At 63.7% G+C, this 21,520-nt stretch carries 20 protein-coding genes and 1 tRNA gene; 12 read left to right on the plus strand and 9 right to left on the minus strand.

Going from position 1 to position 21,520, the window contains the following annotated elements; translation table 11 throughout:
* The 5 genes from X771_RS0134305 to X771_RS147855 all read left to right on the plus strand — a co-directional run.
* Positions 1-302 (plus strand): ATP-binding cassette domain-containing protein (locus X771_RS0134305; protein WP_031202773.1); only part of this gene is annotated, 302 nt, incomplete at its 5' end.
* A complete protein-coding gene (locus X771_RS147870) occupies positions 299-1,276 on the plus strand; it encodes an ABC transporter permease (protein WP_023681925.1) in 978 nt (325 codons plus the stop codon). The genes X771_RS0134305 and X771_RS147870, both read left to right, overlap by 4 nt.
* Positions 1,273-2,268, plus strand: coding sequence for an ABC transporter permease (locus tag X771_RS147865; RefSeq protein ID WP_023688667.1), 996 nt, complete (start codon positions 1,273-1,275; stop codon positions 2,266-2,268). The genes X771_RS147870 and X771_RS147865 overlap by 4 nt, the downstream gene beginning before the upstream one ends.
* On the plus strand, positions 2,268-2,585 hold the full coding sequence (gene rhaM / locus X771_RS147860; RefSeq protein WP_023681927.1) for an L-rhamnose mutarotase: 318 nt from the start codon (positions 2,268-2,270) through the stop codon (positions 2,583-2,585). Before X771_RS147865 ends, rhaM begins: the two co-directional genes overlap by 1 nt.
* Positions 2,582-3,958, plus strand: a complete 1,377-nt coding sequence (locus tag X771_RS147855; RefSeq protein ID WP_023688668.1) for an FGGY-family carbohydrate kinase — start codon at positions 2,582-2,584, stop codon at positions 3,956-3,958. Before rhaM ends, X771_RS147855 begins: the two co-directional genes overlap by 4 nt.
* On the opposite strand, the gene X771_RS147850 is transcribed toward X771_RS147855, so the two are convergent.
* Entirely contained in the window at positions 3,959-5,785 is a 1,827-nt protein-coding gene (locus tag X771_RS147850) for an alanine racemase (RefSeq protein ID WP_023688669.1), read from the minus strand. It lies immediately after the preceding gene.
* A gap of 146 nt (positions 5,786-5,931) precedes the next feature.
* On the opposite strand from X771_RS147850, the gene X771_RS147845 reads away from it, so the two are divergent.
* Complete coding sequence (locus X771_RS147845) at positions 5,932-6,141, plus strand: hypothetical protein (protein ID WP_023688670.1); 210 nt, start codon at positions 5,932-5,934, stop codon at positions 6,139-6,141.
* Positions 6,142-6,148: 7 nt separating this feature from the next.
* Here X771_RS147845 and X771_RS147840 read toward each other — a convergent pair whose 3' ends face one another.
* Positions 6,149-7,399, minus strand: a complete 1,251-nt coding sequence (locus tag X771_RS147840) for a D-amino acid dehydrogenase (protein ID WP_023688671.1) — start codon at positions 7,397-7,399, stop codon at positions 6,149-6,151.
* 98 nt (positions 7,400-7,497) lie between these two features.
* Positions 7,498-8,493 (minus strand): UDP-glucose 4-epimerase GalE, encoded by a 996-nt coding sequence (gene galE, locus X771_RS147835; protein ID WP_023688672.1) that lies wholly within the window; start codon positions 8,491-8,493, stop codon positions 7,498-7,500.
* A 279-nt stretch (positions 8,494-8,772) separates the two neighbouring features.
* Here galE and hemA point away from each other — a divergent pair, with 279 nt between their 5' ends.
* Entirely contained in the window at positions 8,773-10,050 is a 1,278-nt protein-coding gene (hemA, locus tag X771_RS147830) for a 5-aminolevulinate synthase (protein ID WP_023688673.1), read from the plus strand.
* Positions 10,051-10,068: 18 nt separating this feature from the next.
* Here the strand turns inward: hemA and X771_RS147825 are convergent, their stop codons facing one another.
* Positions 10,069-11,235 carry a pyridoxal phosphate-dependent aminotransferase gene (locus X771_RS147825; protein ID WP_023688674.1) on the minus strand — a complete coding sequence of 389 codons (1,167 nt, stop codon included), beginning with the start codon at positions 11,233-11,235 and terminating at the stop codon, positions 10,069-10,071.
* A 158-nt stretch (positions 11,236-11,393) separates the two neighbouring features.
* Entirely contained in the window at positions 11,394-11,813 is a 420-nt protein-coding gene (mscL, locus tag X771_RS147820; protein ID WP_023688675.1) for a large conductance mechanosensitive channel protein MscL, read from the minus strand.
* A gap of 252 nt (positions 11,814-12,065) precedes the next feature.
* Here mscL and X771_RS147810 point away from each other — a divergent pair, with 252 nt between their 5' ends.
* Positions 12,066-15,569, plus strand: coding sequence for a PAS domain-containing hybrid sensor histidine kinase/response regulator (locus X771_RS147810; protein WP_023688677.1), 3,504 nt, complete (start codon positions 12,066-12,068; stop codon positions 15,567-15,569).
* A gap of 66 nt (positions 15,570-15,635) precedes the next feature.
* Here X771_RS147810 and X771_RS147805 read toward each other — a convergent pair whose 3' ends face one another.
* Together X771_RS147805 and X771_RS147800 are read right to left on the minus strand one after the other, a co-directional pair.
* A complete protein-coding gene (locus X771_RS147805) occupies positions 15,636-16,295 on the minus strand; it encodes a response regulator transcription factor (protein WP_023688678.1) in 660 nt (219 codons plus the stop codon).
* 132 nt (positions 16,296-16,427) lie between these two features.
* Complete coding sequence (locus tag X771_RS147800) at positions 16,428-16,862, minus strand: hypothetical protein (protein ID WP_023688679.1); 435 nt, start codon at positions 16,860-16,862, stop codon at positions 16,428-16,430.
* 200 nt (positions 16,863-17,062) lie between these two features.
* Here X771_RS147800 and X771_RS147795 point away from each other — a divergent pair, with 200 nt between their 5' ends.
* The gene (locus X771_RS147795; protein ID WP_023688680.1) at positions 17,063-17,413 is read left to right on the plus strand and encodes a DUF952 domain-containing protein; all 351 of its coding nucleotides are present in this window, start codon (positions 17,063-17,065) and stop codon (positions 17,411-17,413) included.
* On the plus strand, positions 17,410-18,480 hold the full coding sequence (locus tag X771_RS147790; protein ID WP_023688681.1) for a quinone-dependent dihydroorotate dehydrogenase: 1,071 nt from the start codon (positions 17,410-17,412) through the stop codon (positions 18,478-18,480). Before X771_RS147795 ends, X771_RS147790 begins: the two co-directional genes overlap by 4 nt.
* Here X771_RS147790 and X771_RS147785 read toward each other — a convergent pair.
* The gene (locus tag X771_RS147785) at positions 18,477-19,814 is read right to left on the minus strand and encodes an MATE family efflux transporter (RefSeq protein ID WP_023688682.1); all 1,338 of its coding nucleotides are present in this window, start codon (positions 19,812-19,814) and stop codon (positions 18,477-18,479) included. The two genes, X771_RS147790 and X771_RS147785, sit on opposite strands and share 4 nt — an antisense overlap.
* A 217-nt stretch (positions 19,815-20,031) precedes the next feature.
* On the opposite strand from X771_RS147785, the gene X771_RS147780 reads away from it, so the two are divergent.
* Entirely contained in the window at positions 20,032-20,934 is a 903-nt protein-coding gene (locus tag X771_RS147780) for a histone deacetylase (RefSeq protein ID WP_023688683.1), read from the plus strand.
* 67 nt (positions 20,935-21,001) lie between these two features.
* Here X771_RS147780 and X771_RS147775 read toward each other — a convergent pair whose 3' ends face one another.
* Positions 21,002-21,265, minus strand: coding sequence for a DUF6460 domain-containing protein (locus X771_RS147775; RefSeq protein WP_023688684.1), 264 nt, complete (start codon positions 21,263-21,265; stop codon positions 21,002-21,004).
* A gap of 181 nt (positions 21,266-21,446) precedes the next feature.
* Between X771_RS147775 and X771_RS147770 the strand changes: the two genes are divergently transcribed.
* Positions 21,447-21,520 (plus strand) — tRNA-Gly (locus X771_RS147770).

The following is a 21,520-nucleotide window of genomic DNA, read 5'->3' on the forward strand; positions in this document are numbered from 1 at the left end:
CGGGCGGCAACCAGCAGAAGATCGTCATCGCCAAATGGCTGGCGACAGCGCCCAAGGTGATCATCCTGGACGAGCCGACCAAGGGCATCGACATCGGCTCCAAGGCCGCCGTGCACGGCTTCATGGCGGAGCTCGTCGCGCAGGGCCTGTCGGTGATCATGGTGTCGTCGGAACTGCCGGAGATTCTGGGCATGTCCGACCGCGTCGTCGTCATGCGCGAAGGGCTGGTTGCGGCGGTCTACGATAATAAGGGGCTGGACGCCGAAACGCTGGTCCGGACGGCAGCGGGGATCGCGGCATGAAGGCTCTCCTGAAATTCCGCGAGATCTGGCTGGCAGCGGCGATCGTCGTTTTGATTGCTCTGATCTCGACGCGCTTCCCGGCCTTTGCCGACCCCGGCAATCTCGCCCAGGTGTTCAACGACACCTCGATCCTGATGATCCTGGCGCTGGGACAGATGGTCGTCATCCTGACCCGCTCGATCGACCTGTCGATGGCCTCCAACCTGTGCTTCACCGGCATGGTGGTGGCGATGCTGAACGCCGCGCATCCGGCGATCCCGATCCCGCTGCTGATCGTCATTGCGCTGGCCGTCGGACTGGTGCTCGGCGCCATCAACGGCCTGCTGGTGTGGCGGCTGAACATCCCTTCGATCGTGGTGACATTGGGCACGCTCACCATCTATCGCGGCGCCACCTTCGTCCTCTCCGGCGGCGCCTGGGTCAATGCCGACAAGATGAGCCCGGACTTCATCGGCTTCCAGCGCGCAGCTTTCCTGGGCATTCCGGTTCTGTCCTGGATCGCCATACTGGTCATCGCGCTGTTCTTCGTGGTGATGACGCGAACCGCGCTTGGCCGTTCGATCTATGCCATCGGCGTCAACCCGACGGCGTCCGTCTATGCCGGCATCGATGTCGGCCGAACCAAATTCATCGTCTTCTGCATTTCCGGCATGATCGGCGGGCTCGCCGGTTATCTCTGGATTTCTCGTTATGTCATCGCCTCGGTCGAGGTCGCCAATGGCTATGAACTCAATATCATCGCCGCCTGCGTCATCGGCGGCATTTCGATTGCCGGCGGCATCGGCTCGGTCGGGGGCGCGGTGTTAGGGGCGCTGTTCCTCGGCATCATCTCCAACGCACTGCCGGTGATCAACATCTCGCCCTTCTGGCAGATGGCGATTTCAGGCAGCGCCATCATCCTGGCCGTCGTGCTCAACGCGCGCGGCGAACGCCAGCAGGGACGGATCATCCTGAGGAAAGCGGAAGCTGCATGACCGACACCCCCGCCCCGCGCCACATTCCCGACCGGCTCGACAGGCCGCTCTCCTCAGCGATCTTTTCCTGGGAAGCGCTGCTGGTCGTCGTGGCCGTCGCCATCTTCGCCATCAACAGTTTCGCCTCACCCTATTTCCTAGATGCCTATTCGCTGTCGGACCTGACCTTCAATTTCACCGAAAAAGGCCTGATCGCCTTCGCCATGGCGCTGCTGATCATTTCGGGCGAGATTGACCTGTCGGTCGCCGCCATCATCGCGCTCGCCTCGACCATGATGGGCATGGCGGTACAGGCCGGCGCCGACACGCCGGTGCTGGTGGCTATCGGCATCGTCGTCGGGCTCGGTTGCGGCGCCTTCAACGGGCTGTTGGTGACGAGGCTCGGCCTGCCGTCCATCGTCGTTACCATCGGCACGATGAGCCTGTTTCGCGGCATTGCCTTCATCATCCTCGGTGACCAGGCCTACAAGGGCTATCCCGAGAGCTTCGCCTTCTTCGGCCAGGGTTACGTCTGGTGGGTGGTGTCGTTCGAACTGGTGCTCTTCCTCCTCGCGGCCGTCGCCTACTGGTTCCTGCTGCATCGCACCAGCTTCGGCCGCCGTGTCTTTGCCATCGGCAACAATCCGGTCGCGGCACAGTTTTCCGGCGTTCGCGTCGGCCGCATCAAATTCATCCTGTTTTGCCTGACAGGGCTGATGGCCGGCATCGCCTCGGTGCTGATCACCTCGCGGCTCGGCTCGACGCGACCGTCCATCGCGCAGGGTTACGAGCTTGAGGTCATCACCATGGTGGTGCTGGGCGGCGTCAGCATTCTGGGCGGCTCCGGCAGCATTGTTGGCGTCGTGCTCGCCGCCTTTATCATGGGGCTGGTGACCTTCGGCCTCGGCCTGCTCAACGTGCCCGGCATCGTCATGTCGATCTTCATCGGCCTGCTCTTGATCTTCGTCATCGCGCTGCCGATCATCTGGCGACGGCTGCGTGGTAACAGCTGATGCCCGAGAAATACGCCTTCAAGATGCAGCTCAAACCCGGCATGAAAGCCGAGTACAAAAAGCGCCACGATGAGATCTGGCCGTCGCTGGTGGCGCTGCTGAGAGAGGCCGGCGTCGCCGATTATTCGATCCATCTCGATGAAGACACCAACATCCTGTTCGGCGTGCTGTGGCGGCGCGACGACCATGGCATGGCCGACCTGCCGAAGCATCCGGTGATGCAGCGCTGGTGGGCGCACATGGCCGACATCATGGAGACCAGGCCGGACAACCAACCGGTGGCCATCCCCCTGGAAACAATGTTCCATATGGCATGAGTGCGCTGCGCCACATCGCCGTCATCGACATCGGCAAGACCAACGCCAAGGTGGCGCTGGTCGATCTCGTCACGCTGAGCGAGGTGGGGTTGCGCCGCATGGCGAACGCGCCGCTGCGACAAGCGCCCTATCCGCATCACGATGTCGAGGCGCTGTGGACGTTTATCCTCAACAGCCTTGCCAGCCTCGACCGCGAACAGCGTATCGACGCGATTTCGATCACCACGCATGGTGCGACCGGCGTGCTGGTCGACGCCTCGGGCGAGCTGGTGCTGCCTGTCCTAGACTATGAGTTCGATGGCCCCGACAGGTTGGCGGCGGAGTATGATGCTGTTCGTCCGCCCTTCGCCGAAACCGGTACACCGCGCCTGCCGGTCGGTCTCAATCTCGGCGCGCAATTCTTCTGGCTTGAGAAGCGTTTCCCCACCGAATTCGCCAAGGCCGCCGCGATGCTGATGTATCCGCAATACTGGGCGCTGCGCCTGACCGGCGTTGCCGCCAACGAGGTAACCTCGCTCGGCTGCCACACCGATCTGTGGAGCCCTTGGGAGGCGGACTTTTCCTCGATGGTCGACAGGCTGGATTGGCGCAGGCTGATGGCGCCGGTGCGGCCGGCCAGGGACCAGCTCGGCCCGATCCTGCCGGCGCTTGCCGCGCGCACCGGGCTCGATCCGCAGACCCCGGTATTCTGTGGCCTGCACGATTCCAACGCCTCCCTATTGCCGCATCTTCTGTCCGACGAGCCGCCCTTCTCGGTCGTCTCGACCGGCACCTGGGTGGTATCGATGGCGGTCGGCGGCAGAGAGATTGCGCTCGATGCTGCGCGCGACACGCTGGTCAATGTCAGCGCGCTTGGCGCTCCCGTGCCCTCGGCGCGGTTCATGGGTGGCCGCGAGTTTTCCCAGCTGACCAAGGACAAGCCGCAGGACTGCAGCGGCAGCGAGGTGCTGGCCGTTCTGACCGGAAAAATGCTGCTTTTACCTTCTACGCAGCAGGGATCGGGACCGTTCCCGCACCATGCCGCGGCATGGCTTGATGCCGACGGCATCAGCAAAGGCGAGCGGTTCGCCGCCATTTCCTTCTATCTGGCACTGATGACGGCGACCTGCCTCGAGCTGATCGGCGCCGACGGCCCGACCACCGTGGAAGGACCGTTTGCTCGCAACCGGCTCTTTGTCGGCATGCTGGCGGCAGCGACCGCGCGCATCGTCATCGCCTCCGAGGCGGCCACCGGCACCAGCATCGGCGCGGCACTGCTCGCATCCGATCAGCCAGTGACGCACGGCAAGGGCGAAAGAATTGAGCCGCAGACCGACCCGGTCTGGGCGGCCTATGTCACCGCGTGGCGCGCGGCAGTCGACGCGCAAGGCTGATCACAAAATCCGCTTGCCAAAGGCCGACATGACGAAGTTGACGGCGTCGGCGCCGATCCGCGGCTCCAGACCGGCGGTCAGCCCGGAAACATCCATCGACAGCAGACCGCCGGACAGCGAGATCGCCTCCATTGCCTGATGCGTCTCGCGCACCGTCAGCCCGCCCGAGCCCGCAGCCCAGCCGGTAAATTCGGTCGCCGTCGGCGAATAGCTGAGATGGAAGCCTTGCGTGCCCGAGGTGGCGATGCGGATCGCCTCGTGCATGAGGTCGCGCATGCCCATGGCGTCGATGTCGGTCATGGTGAAGGCCGAGACACGCGAATCCTTGAGCACCCTTGCCTCCGCCGGATCGGCATGGCGCAGGCCCACGATGACGACATTTTCCGGCGACAGCTGCGGCTGCAGCGCGCCGGGCTTGTGATCGAGACCGAGCGCGCGGGCCAGCACCGAGACTTCAGGCATGTCTTCGGCCTCCTCGTCCTCGGGCATCAGGGCGGCGAGGGAATCGATCCAGATCAGGCCAAAGGAATGCGTCGCCCGCGCCGTTGCGGTCAGCGCCTTGTGGGCGATACGGCGATCTGCGCCGGCGGCGAGACGGACGAGGCCCGAGGGCGGCCGCTCGACGTCGGCGAGTTCGACCACGTCGAAATTCATTGCCTCCAGCCGCGCGCCGGTTCCCTCGCGGGCGATAATCCCGCCGGCTTCCGGTTCGGCCGAGATCGACACCATCTTGCGGCCGGAGAAATCCGCGACGTCGTGCATCGGCGCCTTCTCGACATATTCCGAGGTCATCGCCAGAAGCATGGCGCCATAATTCATGCGGAAGGCGACGCGGTCGCCGACGGTGGGTCGCGGATCGGCATCCTGCACATCGAGCAGCAGATGGTCGCTGGAAGCGCCGAGCACCCTCACCCCTTTGGCGATCGGCGTCAGCCCTTCCACCAGCACGTCCTCGCGGCCTATATTGGCGATGGCGCGCAGCCGGTCGCCCTCGTCGGCAAAGACCGGCTGGTTGCCGAAGGCGTCGTAGCCGGATGTGCCGATCGGCCGCGAAGGCTTGAGTTTGACCTCGATGATGTCGCTGGTCAGCCGGCAGGCATCGGGTTCGAGTTCGGGCCACGGCACGTCGCGAAAGGTTTCGACACCGCCTTGCAGGATCGCCTCGCCCACGCGCAGATTGTTGATGCCGGGCGGCAGCTTGCCTTCGAGCAGCAGCGTCAGCGATGACGAGGCGCCGCCGGAAATGAAGTCGAGGCTTTTGCCGGACAGGCGCTCAGTCTTGTAGGCATGGGCGACGAGTTGGCCAAGGTTCTCCGGGGTCGGCATTATGGCGCCGAAGCAGCCGAGATTGGTGCCGATGCCGGCGATGCGCACGCCCTTGAATTCCAGGATCTGCTCGACGGTGGGGATCAGGTCGCTTGGCCAGATGCCTTCGCGGAGATCGCCGAGATCGATCATCAGCATGATGTCGTGGACGCGGCCCATGCGCTCGGCAATGCGCGATATCTCGCGGATGGTGGTCAGTTCCGACTGCAGGCTGATGTCGACGGTGCGCACGACCTCCTCGACGCGCGCCATGGGCGGGCTGCGCAGCAGCATGACCGGCGCATTGATGCCGCTGTCGCGCAGCCGCCGAATGTTCTCAAAACGCGATTCCGCGATGCCGGCAACACCGCCGCGCAGCATGGCCCGCGCCACCTGCGGCATGCCGCATGTGCCCTTGGTGACACCGAATACCTTGATATCAGACAATGCGCAGCGTTCGACGATGGTGCGGGCGTTGCGCTCGATGCGGCCAAGGTCGATAGCGACTTGCGGTCCCGACATTTCGTCACTCAGGGTTTGTAGAATCTGTCAGTCGGATGCATCTTCCAGATCGTCGTACGATATTTGTCAAACTTTGCGCAGTGACGGTCTCAATGTTGGAAACCAGAGCAATTGTATGTGGGCACGTCTTTCGATCGGAGAGGCCGGTGACGCTGGTCGTTCATCATTTCGATGGTGAGTGGCAACTGACCTGCGGCGAACATGATCATCCCGCGGACTGCGGAGGTTTCGAAGTTATCGGTCTCGGCCATTTGACCGCCAGGCAGGAAAACTTGGCACAGATTGGCCAGCTTGAGCGCGGATGGCTTGCCGAATGGGTGCACGACGAATGGACTCGATGCCAACACGACGACTAGAGCTCCCTCAGTTCCCGTAGACCAGCCCTTGCGGGTCGATCTCCGGCTTGCGGCCGGCGACGAGGTCGGCCAGGAACTTGCCCGAGCCGCAGGCCATGGTCCAGCCGACATGGCCGTGGCCGGTGTCGAGGTAAAGGTTCTTGTATTTCGCCTTGCCGATGACCGGCACCGAGTTGGGCATCATCGGTCGCAGACCTGCCCACAACAGCGCCTTCTTCTCGTCGAAAGCGCCGGGGAAAAGGTCTTTGCCGGTGCTCAGCATGGACTTGAAGTCGCTGAGCTTGAAGCTGCGGTCGAAGCCGGTGAACTCGGCTGTCGAGGACATGCGCAGGCGGTTTCCGAGCCTGGAGTAACCAACCAGCCGGTCCTCGTCGGCGCCGCCCATGGTCGGTCCCTTGCTCTCGTCCTCCAGCGGGATGGTCGCGCTATAGCCTTTAACCGGATAGACGGGCAGGTCGATACCGTAGCGGCGGCCGATCAGGCCGCTCTCGGGGCCCATGGCGATGACGACGGCGTCGCCCGTCACCGGGCCGGCCGATGTCATGACCGCACGCACCCGATCGCCTTCTATGTCGAGCCCCTCGACCGTGGTGTCGAACAGGAATCTGACGCCGAGCTTTTCGGCGGCATAGGCGGCCAGCCCATCGACGAATATCCTGGAATCGCCGGTCTGGTCGATTGGCGAATAAACGCCGCCGGCGATCTTTTCCTTCACTCCGGCGAGCCCGGGCTCAAGTTCGACCAGCCGGTCGCGGCCGACGATCTCGATCTGCAGGCCATGCTTCGCCAGAAACTGGTAGTTGTCGGTGCCGGTGTCGAGACTGTGCTGCGAGCGGAAGAAATAAAGAATGCCCTTCTTGCGCTCGTCATAGTGGATGCCGGTGGCGTCGGAGAGCGCGTTGATGCAGTCGCGCGAATAGAGCGCCAGGCGCAGTTTGACCTGGCTGTTGGCGCGCAGGCGCGCCACCGTGCACTGGCGCAGGAAGCGCAGGCTCCAGGCGAGGAAATAGGGATCGAAGCGCAGCCTGACCTTGATGCCGAGATCATGGTTCCAGAGCGCGCGCAGGAAGGTCTTCAGCGCCGCCGGGGAGGCCCAGGCGGTGGCGTCGCCCGGCGACACCAGACCGGCATTGGACTGGCTGGTGCCGCGCGCCGGCGCCGGATGGCGCTCGATCACGGTGACCTCATGGCCGTCGGCGGCCAGATAATACGCGGCCGCGGTACCGACAACACCGGCTCCAAGCACCGTTATCTTCATGCCACCCCCTCTTCGCGGCGCAGCGCCTCCACGCCGCATCGCCAATGCCTTCAATAGCGCTTCGCCGCGCGCCTTGCGAGCCCTCGGAAGTGCCCGGCTCAGCCTCGCGCGGAGTTCTTGCCGGTGAGGATGCGCTCCCAGGCGAGCGCATCGGCGACGATCTGGTCAAGGTCGTCGCGTTGCGGGGTCCAGCCGAGTTCGGCGCGTGCAAGGTCCGAATTGGCAACCACGGCGGCGGCGTCGCCGGGGCGCCGGTCGCCCGTCTTGACCTCGAAATCCCGGCCGAAGGCGCGCCGCACGCTGTCGATGACCTCGAGCACCGAATAGCCGTGGCTGTAGCCGCAATTGGCGACGAGGCTGCCGCCGCCGGCGCGCAGGCGCTGCAGCGCCAGCCGGTGGGCCGCGGCCAGGTCGCTGACATGGATATAATCGCGCATGCAGGTGCCGTCCGGCGTCGGATAATCGGTGCCGAACACCTGCATGAAGGGGCGTTTGCCGAGCGCGGTCTCGCAGGCGACCTTGATCAGATGCGTGGCGCCAGGCGTCGACTGACCCGTCCGGCCCCTGGGGTCGGCGCCGGCGACGTTGAAGTAGCGCAGGGCCGTGTAGCGCAAGGGATGCGCAAGCGCTGCATCGCGCAGCATCCATTCGCTCATCAGCTTGGACAGGCCGTAGGGCGATTCCGGCGCCAGGCGGGCATCCTCGCGCACCGGCTCCAGGCCGGCGCCGCCATAGACGGCGGCGGTCGAGGAGAAGATGAAATGCGGCACGCCCTCGCGCACCGCGGTTTCGATCAGCGTGCGGGTCTTGGAGGTGTTATTCTCGTAATAAGCGAGCGGGTCGGCAACCGACTCCGGCACCACGATGGAACCGGCGAAGTGGATGATCGCGTCGACCTCGTTATCCCGGATGATCTGGCCGACCAATTCCCTATCGGCGACATCGCCGACGACAAGCTTGGCTTCCGGCGCTACCGCCCATTCGAAGCCGGTGGAAAGGCGGTCGAGAACGACGACGCTCTCGCCGGCATCCAGCAGTTCCCAGACCATGTGGCTGCCGATATAACCGGCGCCGCCCGTTACCAAAACCGTCATCCGTGTCCTCTTTTACTCATGATTTATCGGAAACTGTCTCAATCACCGCCTTACTGGAAAGCCTGCGGCAAGGCCATTAGAAACGCCTGAATGTTAAATCCGTAACAGTCTCACCGGCCTGTGGCATCGTACGGAAACAAAATTGATCCACATCAAGGGAATAGGCCACGATCTGGCATCGTTAGGAACAGGCTTGGGGCGTGGCATTTTGACCAAAACGGCCCGGTGGACGACGAATGGGCCAACGATTATGATCCCGCGCAAAACTGGGAAGGCGACATGAACTATCAGCGGTTCTTCGAGGAAGCGATCGATCAGCTCCACGCCGAGCGGCGCTACCGGGTTTTCGCCGATCTCGAGCGCATTGTCGGCAAGTTTCCGCGCGCTATCTGGCGTTCCAACGGCCGCGCCGAGGAAATCACCGTCTGGTGCTCCAACGACTATCTCGGCATGGGCCAGAACCCCGATGTCATCGCCGCTTTCCAGAACGCGGCCGGCAAGATGGGTTCGGGCGCCGGCGGCACCCGCAACATTTCCGGCACCTCGAACCCGTTGGTCGAGCTTGAGCTGGAACTGGCCGACCTGCACGACAAGGAAGCCGCGCTCGTCTTCACCTCCGGCTTCGTCTCCAACGAGGCCTCGATCTCGACCATTGCGCGGCTTTTGCCCAATTGCCTGATCATTTCGGACGAGCTCAACCATGCCTCGATGATCGAAGGCGTGCGGCGCTCGGGTGCCGAAAAGAAGATTTTCCGCCACAACGACGTCGCGCATCTCGAAAGCCTGCTACAGGTGGCGGGCCGCGAACGCGCCAAGCTGATCGTGTTCGAGAGCGTCTATTCGATGGATGGCGACATCGCGCCGATCAAGCAGATCGTCGAGCTCGCCGAACGCTACAACGCCATGACCTATATTGACGAGGTCCATGCCGTCGGCATGTACGGACCGCGCGGCGGCGGCATCACCGAGCGCGAGGGGCTGGCCGACCGCATCGACATCATCGAAGGCACGCTGGCCAAGGCGTTCGGCACGCTGGGCGGCTATATCGCCGGCAACAGCGCAGTCATCGACGCGGTACGCTCCTATGCGCCGGGCTTCATCTTCACCACGGCGCTGCCGCCGGCGATCGCCGCCGCCGCCACCACGTCCATCCGCCACCTCAAGCGGTCGCAAGCCGAGCGCGATGCGCAGCAGCGCCAGGCGTCGCGGACCAAGGAGGTTCTGTCTGCAGCCGGCCTGCCGGTGATGGAATCGCCGACACACATCGTGCCGGTGCTGGTCGGTGACCCCGAACTCTGCAAGATGGCCAGCGACCGTCTGCTCGGCGTGCACGGCATCTACATCCAGCCGATCAACTATCCGACCGTGCCGCGCGGCACCGAGCGGCTGCGCATCACCCCGACGCCGTTCCATACCGATGCGCTGATTGCGGGACTTCAGGACGCGCTGATCGAGACATGGGATGCGCTCGGCATTCCCTACGGCTCCGCCGGACGGCCCACTGTCGCCAAGAGCGACCGGATTGTGCCGCTGCTGGTGCCGAAGTCGGGCGGCTGAAGCCGCCGGCCATTTATCTCAAACCGTCCTCATCCATCCCGCCAAGCGATGTGCCGCTTCCTCGAGATGGTCGAGGCGGCGGTGGAAGCACAGGCGCAAAAACGCCTCTCCGCCAGGGCCGAAGGCGGTGCCCGGCGCCAGGCCGACATTGGCCTTGTCGACGATGTCGAAAGCAGCCCGGCGCGGATCGGTGATGCCGTCGACCGTGAAAAACAAATAGAACGCGCCTTGCGGCACGGTGAAGCGCGCTTTGCCGGTTGCGCCGAGAATATCGCAGACCAGGTCGCGCGCTTTCCTGGCGCGCTCCACCTGCTCGACGATGAAGGCATCACCGTGGTCCAGCGCCGCGACGGCGCCGCGCTGCATGAACTGGGCGACGCCTGAGGTCGAATACTGGATCAGGTTCTCGAACACCTGCTGCAGCTCGGGATGGGTCTTGATCCAGCCGACGCGCCAGCCGGTCATCGCCCAGTTCTTGGAAAAGGAGTTGACGAACAGGATGCGGTCTTCCGCGGTCGAAATGTCGAGGAAGGACGGCGCACGGCCGTGGCCGTAGTGGAACAGCGAATAGATCTCGTCGGCGATGATCCACAGGCCCTTTTCGCGGGCGAGATTCAGGATCGCCTGCAGCGTTTCCTTATCGGCCGTCCAGCCGGTCGGGTTCGATGGCGTGTTGACGAACAGCGCCTTGGTGCGCGGCGTCACCGCAGCTGCAATCTTGTCGACATCGCAGGACCAGCCATTGCCGGACTGGTCGAGCGTGACCGCAACCGGGGTAGCGCCGGAAATACCGGCGGCGGCGGCGAAATTCGGCCAGGCCGGGGAGAGATAGACCACCTCGTCGCCGCTGCCGGCGACCGCTGCTAATGCCAACTGAATGGCATGCATGCCGGAACCGGTGGCGATGAATTCCTCTTCGGCGAAGCTCTTGCCGAAATGCCTGGCATAGTAGCGAGAAAGCGCTTGCCTCAGCTCCGGAATGCCTTTCTGCCAGGTATAGAAGGTCTCGCCATTGGCGAGCCCCTTGGCGGCGGCTTCCGAAATGAAGGCGGGCGTCGGCAAATCGCCTTCACCGGCCCAGAGCGGGATCATGCCCTCGCGCGTACGGCCGTAATTGACGACGGCGACAATGCCGCTTTCGGGGGCGGCCACCGCTTCGGCGCGCAAGCTATCGATCAGGGTCATGAACAGGTCCGTTTTGATGTCTGCTTTGATGCATGTCATTATCCAGAACCGCTGCGCACTTGTGGGCGACATGCATTGGCGGATGCTCTTAGCAGATGCGGCAACAGAAAACCCCGGCCGCGAACGACCGGGGTTTTGGTCCAGAAATCTGGCCTTGTCTATTTCCTGGCGAGGAGATCGCGAATTTCGGTGAGCAAAGCGACGTCGGCCGGTGGCGGAGGCGCAGGTGCGGCCGGCTTCTCGCGCTCGAGCCGCTTGCGCATGTTGTTCACGGCCTTGACCATCAGGAAGATGATGAAAGCCAGGATGACGAAATTCAGCGCCACGGTGATAAAATTGCCGTAGGCGAACACCGCGCCTTCCTTACGCGCGTCGGCAAGATTGGTCGAATGCACTGTTGATGAGAGGCCTATGAAGTAGTTGGAAAAGTCGACGCCACCAAGTGCGCCGATGAAAGGCATGATGATGTCGTTGACAAGAGAATCGACGATCTTGCTGAAGGCCGCGCCGATGATGACGCCGACCGCAAGGTCCATCACATTTCCTTTGGAAATGAATTCCTGGAATTCTTTCAGCATTCGACCCTCCTTGTCATGACGGACCGCGCTGCCGCCGTCCCTCCGGCGTCGGCCCGTGCGCACCATAACAAAAACCTGCGGTTGCAACAGAAGCAAAAGCTGGAAAACACCGCTTTCTCCTTACCTTGGGTCACGGTTCGACAGGGCGGCGTCGCGGCCATGCGCCGGAAAGCCGCGATGGACTTGACCTTAGAGCTGTGATTGCCTCTGGGCAGGCCGGGGTGAAAGCTGGCCGAGGAGGATTTTCGGGCCGTGCAGGGCTGGTTCATCGTCATCATTGCGGTCGCCTATGTAACGCTGCTGTTCGTCATCGCCAGCCTCGGCGACCGGCGTTCAACGGCGCTGGGACCCGGCCGCGCCCGGCCCTTCATCTATGCGCTCAGCCTCGCCATCTACTGCACCTCCTGGACCTTCTTCGGCTCGGTCGGCCTGTCGTCCGAGCGCGGCCTCGAATTTTTGGGCATCTACACCGGGCCGGTGATGGTGTTCGTGTTCGGCTTTCCGCTGCTCAATCGCATCGTGCGGCTGGCCAAGAGCGAGAAGATCACCTCGATCGCCGACTTCCTCGGCGCGCGCTACGGCAAGAGCTTTGCCGTCTCGGCGATCGCCACGCTGATCGCCACCATCGGCGCGGTGCCCTATATCGCACTGCAATTGAAGGCGATCTCCGGTTCGGTCGGCCTGATGGTCGAGCATTATACGGGATCGCCGCCCTCCTTCGATCCCTTCGTCAGCGACATCTCGCTGGTGGTGGCCATGCTCTTGGCGCTGTTTGCGGTGCTGTTCGGCACCCGCCATGCCGACGCCACCGAGCACCAGGACGGGCTGGTGCTGGCGGTGGCGGTCGAAACCGTAGTCAAGCTCGCCGCCTTCCTGGCGATCGGCCTGATGGTCACCTTCCTGATCTTCGGCGGCCCGGGCGACATGATCGACAAGCTGGCCGAAAACAGCCAGGTGCGGCAAGCCATGGGCTACAACACCTCGCTCGCCACCTGGCTGGTGCTGACTTGCCTGAGCGGCTTTGCCATCATCATGCTGCCGCGCCAGTTCTACGTCACCATCGTCGAGAACCGCGGCGAGGCCGAACTGCGCACCGCGACCTGGGTGTTTCCGCTCTATCTCGTGGCGATAAACCTGTTCGTGCTGCCGATCGCCTTCGCCGGCCTGGCGCTGGTCGGCGCCAAAACCACCAGTGACCTCTATGTGCTGGCGCTGCCCTTGTTCGGCGGCCATGACTTCCTCGCCATGGCCGCCTTCATCGGTGGGCTGTCGGCGGCGACCGCCATGGTGATCGTCGAAAGCGTGGCGCTGTCGATCATGATCTCCAACGACCTCGTCATCCCGCTGTTCGTGCGCCGCCTGCTCAAGACCACGACCTCTGAGAATGAGGATTGGTCGACGCTGATCCTCAACGTGCGGCGCGGCGCCATCTTCATCCTGTTGTTCATCGCCTTCCTCTACTACCGCGAAAGCACCAACTCGGCGCGGCTGTCGTCGATCGGCCTGATGTCGTTCGCGGCAATCGCCCAATTCGCGCCGGCGCTGATCGGCGGGCTGATCTGGCGCGGCGCCAATGGCCGCGGCGCGGCCCTTGGCATGGTCGCCGGCATCCTCGTCTGGGGCTATACGCTGCTTTTGCCGTCGCTCTCGGCAGCCGACGCGGACATCGTCGTGCAGGGGTTGTTCGGTTTCGAGGCGCTGCGGCCGCAGGCTCTGTTCGGCACCGTCGCCGAACCGTTGAACCACGGCGTGCTCTGGAGCCTGTCGGTCAACACGCTGTTCTTCGTGCTCGGCTCGCTGTCGCGCGCGTCAGTGCCGCTGGAGCGGATCCAGGCGTCGATCTTCGTGCCGCGCGAATCCGGCCCGATGCCCAGCCTGCGCCGCTTCCGCACCGCCATCACCGTCAACGTGCTGAAGGACACCATCTCGCGCTACCTCGGCGTCGAGCGCACCGAGCGCTCCTTCCAATCCTTCGAGAAAAGCAATGGCGTCTCGCTGCACGGCAATGAGCAGGCCAGCATGGATGTCATCCGCTTTTCCGAGCAGCTGCTGGCGAGCGCGGTCGGCTCGTCTTCGGCGCGGCTGATCCTGTCGCTGCTGTTTCGCCGCAACGACCGCGAGTCCAAGGACGCCTTTCGCCTGCTCGACGACGCCACCGAAGCGCTGCAGCACAATCGCGACCTGCTGCAGATCGCGCTCGACCAGATGGAGCAGGGCATCACCGTATTCGACCGCGATTTTCGTCTGATCTGCTGGAACAGACAATATCGCGCGCTGTTCGACCTGCCCGACGAGATGGGCCAGGTCGGCGTGTCGCTCGACCGCATCCTGCGCCACCTCGCCGAGCGCGGCGATATTCCGGCCGACCAGCGCGTGGCGATGCTCAACCGGCTGACCAGCTTCGTCAGCCCATGGCAGATGGAGTTGAAGACCAGTGGCCGTATCCTCGAACTGCGCTCCAACCCGATGCCGGACGGCGGAATCGTCGCCACTTATGCCGACATATCAGGACGCGTCGAACAGGATTTGGCGCTGAAGCGGGCCAATGAATCGCTGGAGCAGCGGGTCAAGACGCGGACCATCGAACTGACTAGGGTTAACGAGGAGTTGACCCGGGTCAATGAGGAGCTGGCGCAGGCGCAGATGCTGGCCGAGGAGGCCAATCTGGGCAAGACGCGCTTCCTCGCCGCCGCTGGCCACGACATCCTGCAGCCGCTGAACGCCGCCCGTCTCTACTGCTCGTCGCTGATCGAAAAGGCCGGCAAGGGCCCGGCCGGGAAGGCTGCTATCAACATCGAATCCTCGCTGGAATCGGTCGAGACGATCCTGGGCGCCGTGCTCGACATTTCCCGTCTCGACGCCGGCGCGATGAAACCCGATGACAGCGCCTTCCGCCTGGACGGGCTGCTGCGCCAGATCGGCAATGATTTTCAGCCGCTCGCCGCCGAAAAGAAACTCGATCTGACGATCATAGCCTCGTCGCTCAGCGTGTTGACGGACCGCAACCTGCTGCGCCGGCTGATCCAGAACCTGGTCTCCAACGCCATCAAATACACCCCCCATGGCCGCATCCTGGTCGGCGTGCGACGGCGCGGCGAACTCGCCGAAATCCAGGTGATCGACACTGGCATCGGCATTGCCGGCGACAAGCTGAACACGGTCTTCAACGAGTTCACCCGGCTGGACGAAGGCGTGCGCGAGGCCGAAGGTCTCGGCCTTGGCCTGTCCATCGTCGACCGCATCGCGCGGGTGCTGCGGCTCGAGATCCAGATCTTTTCCAACCCGGGCAAGGGTACGCGCTTTTCCGTTATCCTGCCGGTTGCGGCGGTTGAGGCGCCGCGGCGCGAGGTCGAGCCGAAGGCGCCTGCCCGCACCGCGAATTCGCTGGCCGGCCTGCGCGTCATGTGCATCGACAACGACGCCCGCATCCTCGACGGCATGCGGCTTCTGCTCGAGGGCTGGGGCTGCAGCATCGGCACGTTTTCGGGTTCGGAGGATTTCGCCAAGGCCGATCGTCCCGACATCGTGCTTGCCGACTATCATCTCGATGGCAGAAGCGGCCTCGACATCATCGCCCGCCTGCGTGACATCCATGGTTCCGACCTGCCGGCCGTGCTGGTCACCGCCGACCGCTCCACTGAGGTCCGTGCCGCTGCCGCCGCGCTCGACGTGCCGGTGATCAACAAGCCGCTGAAGCCGGCGGTGCTGCGTTCGATGATGGCAAGGGTCAGGCCGCTGGCGTCGGCGGCCGAGTAGAGTTTCTATCTTTTTGTTTTACGCAATTCCCAAGGGAAAGCGCTACGCACTTTTCCTGGAATAGCTTTAGCCCGCCGGCTGCAGCGGATCGCTGCCGATCTTGGACAGCTGGATCACCGCCTGGGTGCGGCTGTCGACGCCGAGTTTCTGCAGGATGGCCGAGACATGCGCCTTTACAGTCGCTTCGGAGACGCTGAGCTCGTAGGCGATCTGCTTGTTGAGCAGGCCTTCGGCAAGCATGCCGAGGACACGCGTCTGCTGCGGTGTCAGCGCCTGCAGCCGCTTGATCAGGTCCGATATTTCCGGGTCGCGCTCGACGCCGAGGTCGATGCCGACGGGGGCTGCGATATCGCCTGCCAGCACCGATTGCACAGCGCTGCGGATTTCCTCCATGCTGGCCGATTTGGAGATGAAGCCGGATGCGCCGAGATCGAGCGCGCGCCGGATGGTCACCGGGTCGTCGTGGGCCGACACCACCACCAGCGGCACCGCCGGGTGGATGCCGCGCAGCGCGATCAAGCCGGACAGGCCGCTGGCGCCCGGCATCGACAGATCGAGCAGCACGAGGTCGACATCCTCATGGGCCACGACCAGCGCCTTGGCGCTTTCGAAATCGCCGGCCTCGTGAATGGCGGCGACATCGCCGACGCCGGCAAGCGCCTCTTTCAAGGCGCCGCGGAACAGCGGATGGTCGTCGGCAATGACGAAGGTGTAGCCCGACGGCAAATGTTCCTCCCCAAATCCCGTTGTTGCCCAAACTTCGTTATCGATTGACGGCTTTCCGGGATCGGACGATTATGCGGCGAAGCGCTTTGTTTTCAAGCGGCAATGGCCGGACGGCACTTTGCGCCGGGCAGCTCAGGTCTTTTGCGAGTTGAGCTTGGCGCCGTCGCCATTGTCCTTGTCCAACTCCTTGACGATGCCCATGAAGCCGCGCAGCATGCGCTCCATATAGCTCATCGTCTTGTCGAAATCCTCCTCGCTCGGCAGCTTCGATTCGAGGCGGGCGGACAGCGAGTTCTCGAGCCTGGCGACGCGTTCGTCCATGGCCTTCATCGAGGCCTGCAAACGGTCGACTTCGTTCTGGAAGGCGGCGCGTTCGTCGGCGGCCATCTTGCAGACGAGCTGGCCGGAGCGCTCCTCGCAGATCGACATGGCGCCGGTCTGGGTATCCATGCGGACATAACCGTTGGCGGATTTTTCCAGCCGGTAGCGGTCGGTCTCCTCGGACCAGGCCGATGCCGCGACCAGCGAGACCAGTGCGGCGGGGATCAGTATGTGCTGCAGACGCATGTTCATCCTCCACGAGCCAGTGTGCGCAACCTATCACAGCTTTGCGCCGTAAATGCGGACGAGTTGCCCTTCCCTGCATGAGCCATCCGGACCAGAGCGGGTCGCCGTTCCACGGCGCTCCGCTCTATCTCCTTGTTTTGACGCAATTCCGGACGGAAAACCGCTTCACACTTTTCCTGGAATTGCTTTATAGCGCAACAATGTCTCAGATTATCTACAAGATCGCGCCCGAAGCGCTTTGGCGCGCGGCCGAGAAAAACGGCCGCTTCACCGGAGCTCCGATCGACATCGCCGACGGCTTCATCCATTTCTCCACCGCTGATCAGGCCAAGGAGACGGCGGCGAAGCATTTCGCCGGCCAGACGGATTTGCTGCTGATCGCCATCGACGGGGCGCTGCTCGGTGACGCGCTGAAGTACGAGGTCTCGCGGGGCGGCGCGCTGTTTCCGCATCTTTACGGCGAGCTCGACCTGAAGACAGTCCTGTGGGTGCGGCCATTGCCGCTGGGCGCCGACGGCACGCATCAATTCCCGGCGCTGGAGGCCGAATGAGCGTGTTCGACCGCATCGGCCAGAAACTGCTGTTCACCTTCGACCCTGAAACGGCGCATGGCATGTCGATCGCGGCGCTGCGATGCGGTCTGCCGGTCGGCGCACGGGTGGTGCGCGACGATAGGTTGAAGGTCAGCCTCTGTGGCATCGCCTTTCCCAATCCGCTCGGCATGGCCGCCGGCTACGACAAGAACGCCGAGGTACCGGACGCGCTGCTTGGGCTCGGTTTCGGCTTTGCCGAAGTCGGTACCGTGACGCCGCTGCCGCAAGCGGGCAATCCGAAGCCGCGCATCTTCCGGCTGACCCAGGATGACGCGGTGATCAACCGACTGGGCTTCAACAATGAGGGCCACGAGGCGGCGGAAAAACGCCTTGCCGCGCGCCAGGGACGCGGCGGCATTGTCGGCGTCAACATCGGCGCCAACAAGGACAGCGCCGATCGTGTCCGTGACTATGAGTTGGGCGTTTCCCGCTTTGCGAAATACGCCAGCTATCTCACCGTCAACATCTCGTCGCCCAACACGCCCGGCCTGCGCACCATGCAGGCGCGCGAACAGCTCGGCGAACTGTTGTCTCGGGTCATGTCGGTGCGTGCAGCAGCTTCGGCGCAGCCGCCCCTCTTCCTCAAGATCGCGCCCGATCTGGTCGAGGCCGAGCTTGAAGACATCGCCGCCGAAGTCAGCGAGAAGCAGATCGACGGCGTCATCGTCTCCAACACGACGCTGGCGCGAACGGGATTGCGTAACACCACCAGCGAGACCGGCGGGCTCTCGGGAAAACCACTGTTCGAGCGCTCGACCATCGTGCTGGCCAAGATGCGTCGGCTGCTCGGGCCGGAGCGCGCCATTATCAGCGTCGGCGGCGTCGATTCCACTGATGCCGCGCTGGAAAAAATCCGCGCCGGCGCCGATCTCGTCCAGCTCTACACCGGCATGATCTATGCCGGGCCGGCACTGCCGGGCCGCATCCTTGCCGGAATGGTGCGCTTTGCCGACAAGGAAGGGCTGAAATCGTTGCGCGTATTGCGCGATACCAAGCTCGATGAGTGGGCTGCCAAGCCGCTCTAAAACGCCGTGCGCATTCTCATCCGCAGGATGGCCAGCAGGCTGAAGCCGCGCACCAGCAGGAAGACGTGCAGAGCCGCCCACAGGCCGTGATTGCCGAGAGACGGCGCCAAGCTGAACAATGCGGCGCTGAAGGCCAGGAATGACACCAGCATCATGTTGCGCATGTCGCGCGACCAGGTGGCGCCGATGAAGACGCCGTCCATCTGGAAGGCCAGCACGCCGCTCAGCGGTGTCAGTGCCGCCCACGGCAGATAAATGTCGGCTATAGCGCGAACATCCTGCGACGTGGTAATCAACGAAATCAGGCCGGCGCCGCCGAGCCAGAAGATCAGCGTGGCGGTTCCGGCGAGGCCGAACCCCCAGAATAAGGTCAGACGTACCGCCCGGCGGAACGCCGTCTCGGCGCGTGCGCCGATCGCGCGTCCCGCCAACTGCTCGGCGGCTGTGGCAAAACCGTCGAGGAAATAGCCGGCGACGAGGAAGAAGTTCATCAGCACGGCATTGGCGGCCAGCGTGAGCGTGCCGAACTGCGCGCCCTGGCGGGTGAACAGCGCGAAAGCGGCGAGCAGCGAGAACGAGCGGATCATGATATCGCGGTTGAGCGACAGCATGCGCAGGAAAGCGGGCATGTCGAGCAGGCGATGCCGCGGCAGGCGGGGTGCGGCCCGGAAGCGCCAGACAACGATGGCGAGACCCAGCAGCATGGCCAGACATTCGCCGGTGACGGTCGCCCAGGCCACGCCGGCGACGCCCCAGCCAAGCTTCAGGCCGAGCAGGATGCAAAGCACGATGTTGATGCCGTTGAGCACCGCCTGCAGCATCAGCCCAAGCCCGCCCTCGCCGCGTCCAAGGACATAGCCGAGGATGGCGTAGTTGATCAGCGTGAAGGGGGCGGCGAGCATTCTGATGTGGATATAGACGCCCATCGCCTCGCTGACGCGCGCTTCGCCGCCGATGAATTTCTGGCCGGCGATGGCAATCAGCGGCGCAAGAACGACAAGCACGATGCCGGCGGCGACCGCGATCAGCACGGCGCGCCAGAACACCGCCTGCTCCTCCAGTTCGTCGCCGCGCCCGAACGCCTGGGCGACGAGGCCGGTGGTGCCGGAGCGCAGGAAATTGAAGGTGCTGAAGACGACGTCGAAGATCAGTGCCCCAGCCGCCAGGCCGCCGAGCAGGGCGGCATCGCCGAACTGCCCGACCACCGCCGTGTCGACGATGCCGAGCAGCGGCGTCGTCAGATAGGCGAGCGTCATCGGCACGGCGATGGCGAGCACCGAACGGTTGGTGACGGCGAAGGGTCTCGCGTCGGCTGGGGTTGCGCCCGTGTCCAGGGGATTGCTGCCTTGCTGATTGCGGCTTGATCGAACAGCCGATGTGCCCCATTTTCCCGCCACCGCGCAATCACTCTTGCCGTGACGGCCAACCGAAATGTTCTTCAGGCGCGAGCCCGCCGGACCTGAGTACTGGTTTTAAGCAATTCCCAAGGGGAAGCGCTATGCGCTTCTCCCGGGAAAACCGCTGCACACTTTTGCTGGAATTGCTTTAGCCATGCCCCTGCAGATCGTCCATCACCCCGACTACGATGCCGGCTTCGCCGTCAATCATCGCTTTCCGATGAGCAAATATCCGCTGCTGATGCAGGCCTTGCATATCAGGGGTCTGATCCATGCCGAGGCGCTGGCGATGCCCGAGCCGGCGCCGGCCTCCTGGCTGAAGCTCGCCCATGCGGCTGATTATGTCGACCAAGTCATCACGTGTTCGGTGCCTGAAAAGATCGAGCGCGAGATCGGCTTTCCCGTGGGACCGCGCGTTTCGCTCAGGGCGCAACTCGCCGCCGGTGGTACGGTGCTGGCGGCGCGACTGGCGCTTATCAATGGCATTGCCTGCAACAGCGCCGGCGGCAGCCACCATGCGCGGCGTGCGCAAGGCGCGGGCTTCTGCACTTTCAACGATGTCGCCGTCGCTTCGCTGGTGCTGCTAGCCGAAGGTTCCGCCCAAAACATCCTGATAGTCGATCTCGATGTGCATCAGGGCGACGGCACCGCGGACATCCTGAAAGACGAGCCACGCGCGTTGACCTTTTCCATGCATGGCGAGCGCAATTATCCGGTGCGCAAGATTGCCTCCGATCTCGACGTTGCGCTGCCGGACGGCACCGGCGATGGCGCCTATCTCGAACGGCTGGGTGTCCTCCTGCCGGAACTCTCGGCCAAGGCGCACTGGGACATCGTCTTCTACAATGCCGGTGTCGACGTGCATGCCGAGGACCGGCTCGGCCGGCTATCGCTCAGCGATGACGGCGTGCGTGCCCGCGACGCCATGGTGATCGGTCATTTCCGCGCGCTGGGCATCCCGGTCTGCGGTGTCATCGGCGGCGGCTATTCGACCGATGTCGCAGCGCTCGCGGCGCGCCACGCCATCCTGTTCGAGGTGGCGTCGGACTTTGCCTGAGTGTCCTTTGGTTTGAGCACAATCTTTTCCGAAAACCGGTTTCCACTTTTCGGGATCGTGCTCCGCTTCACTTCCGGTAGTTCGCGAGCCTGAGCAGGATGAACACCGGCACGACGATCGCGGCGCCGAGCAGGATATAGCCCAAGAAGCGATAGACCGCGTTGAAGCCGAGATTCCACAGATCGATGAAGAAAACCTGGATGCGGTAGAAGACGTCCATCGGCGTCCAGCCGAACGCATTCATGACCAGGCCGACGAGGAACGACACGACCAGCAGCTTGACGATCACCCTGACGGGCGAGTCACCGAGAAAGCGCGTCACTGTGGACAAGGGGCCTGCCTCCAGATTGGTGTGCCCGGATTCGGGGTACAAACCCACGATTACGCACTTGCTGCGCCCGCATCAAGGCAGGCGGACCGGCGCAATCGGTCGGGTTTCCAACAGCCGTTTCCGAACAGCTGTCCAAGGGCGATTGCCCGAAGCACGCCCATCATGATATCGAGAGGCCAATGCGGGTATGATGTAATGGTAGCTTGTCAGCTTCCCAAGCTGAACGCGAGGGTTCGATTCCCTCTACCCGCTCCA

Origin of the sequence: Mesorhizobium sp. LSJC269B00, assembly GCF_000502815.1 — a bacterium.
Classification (GTDB): Bacteria; Pseudomonadota; Alphaproteobacteria; order Rhizobiales; family Rhizobiaceae; genus Mesorhizobium.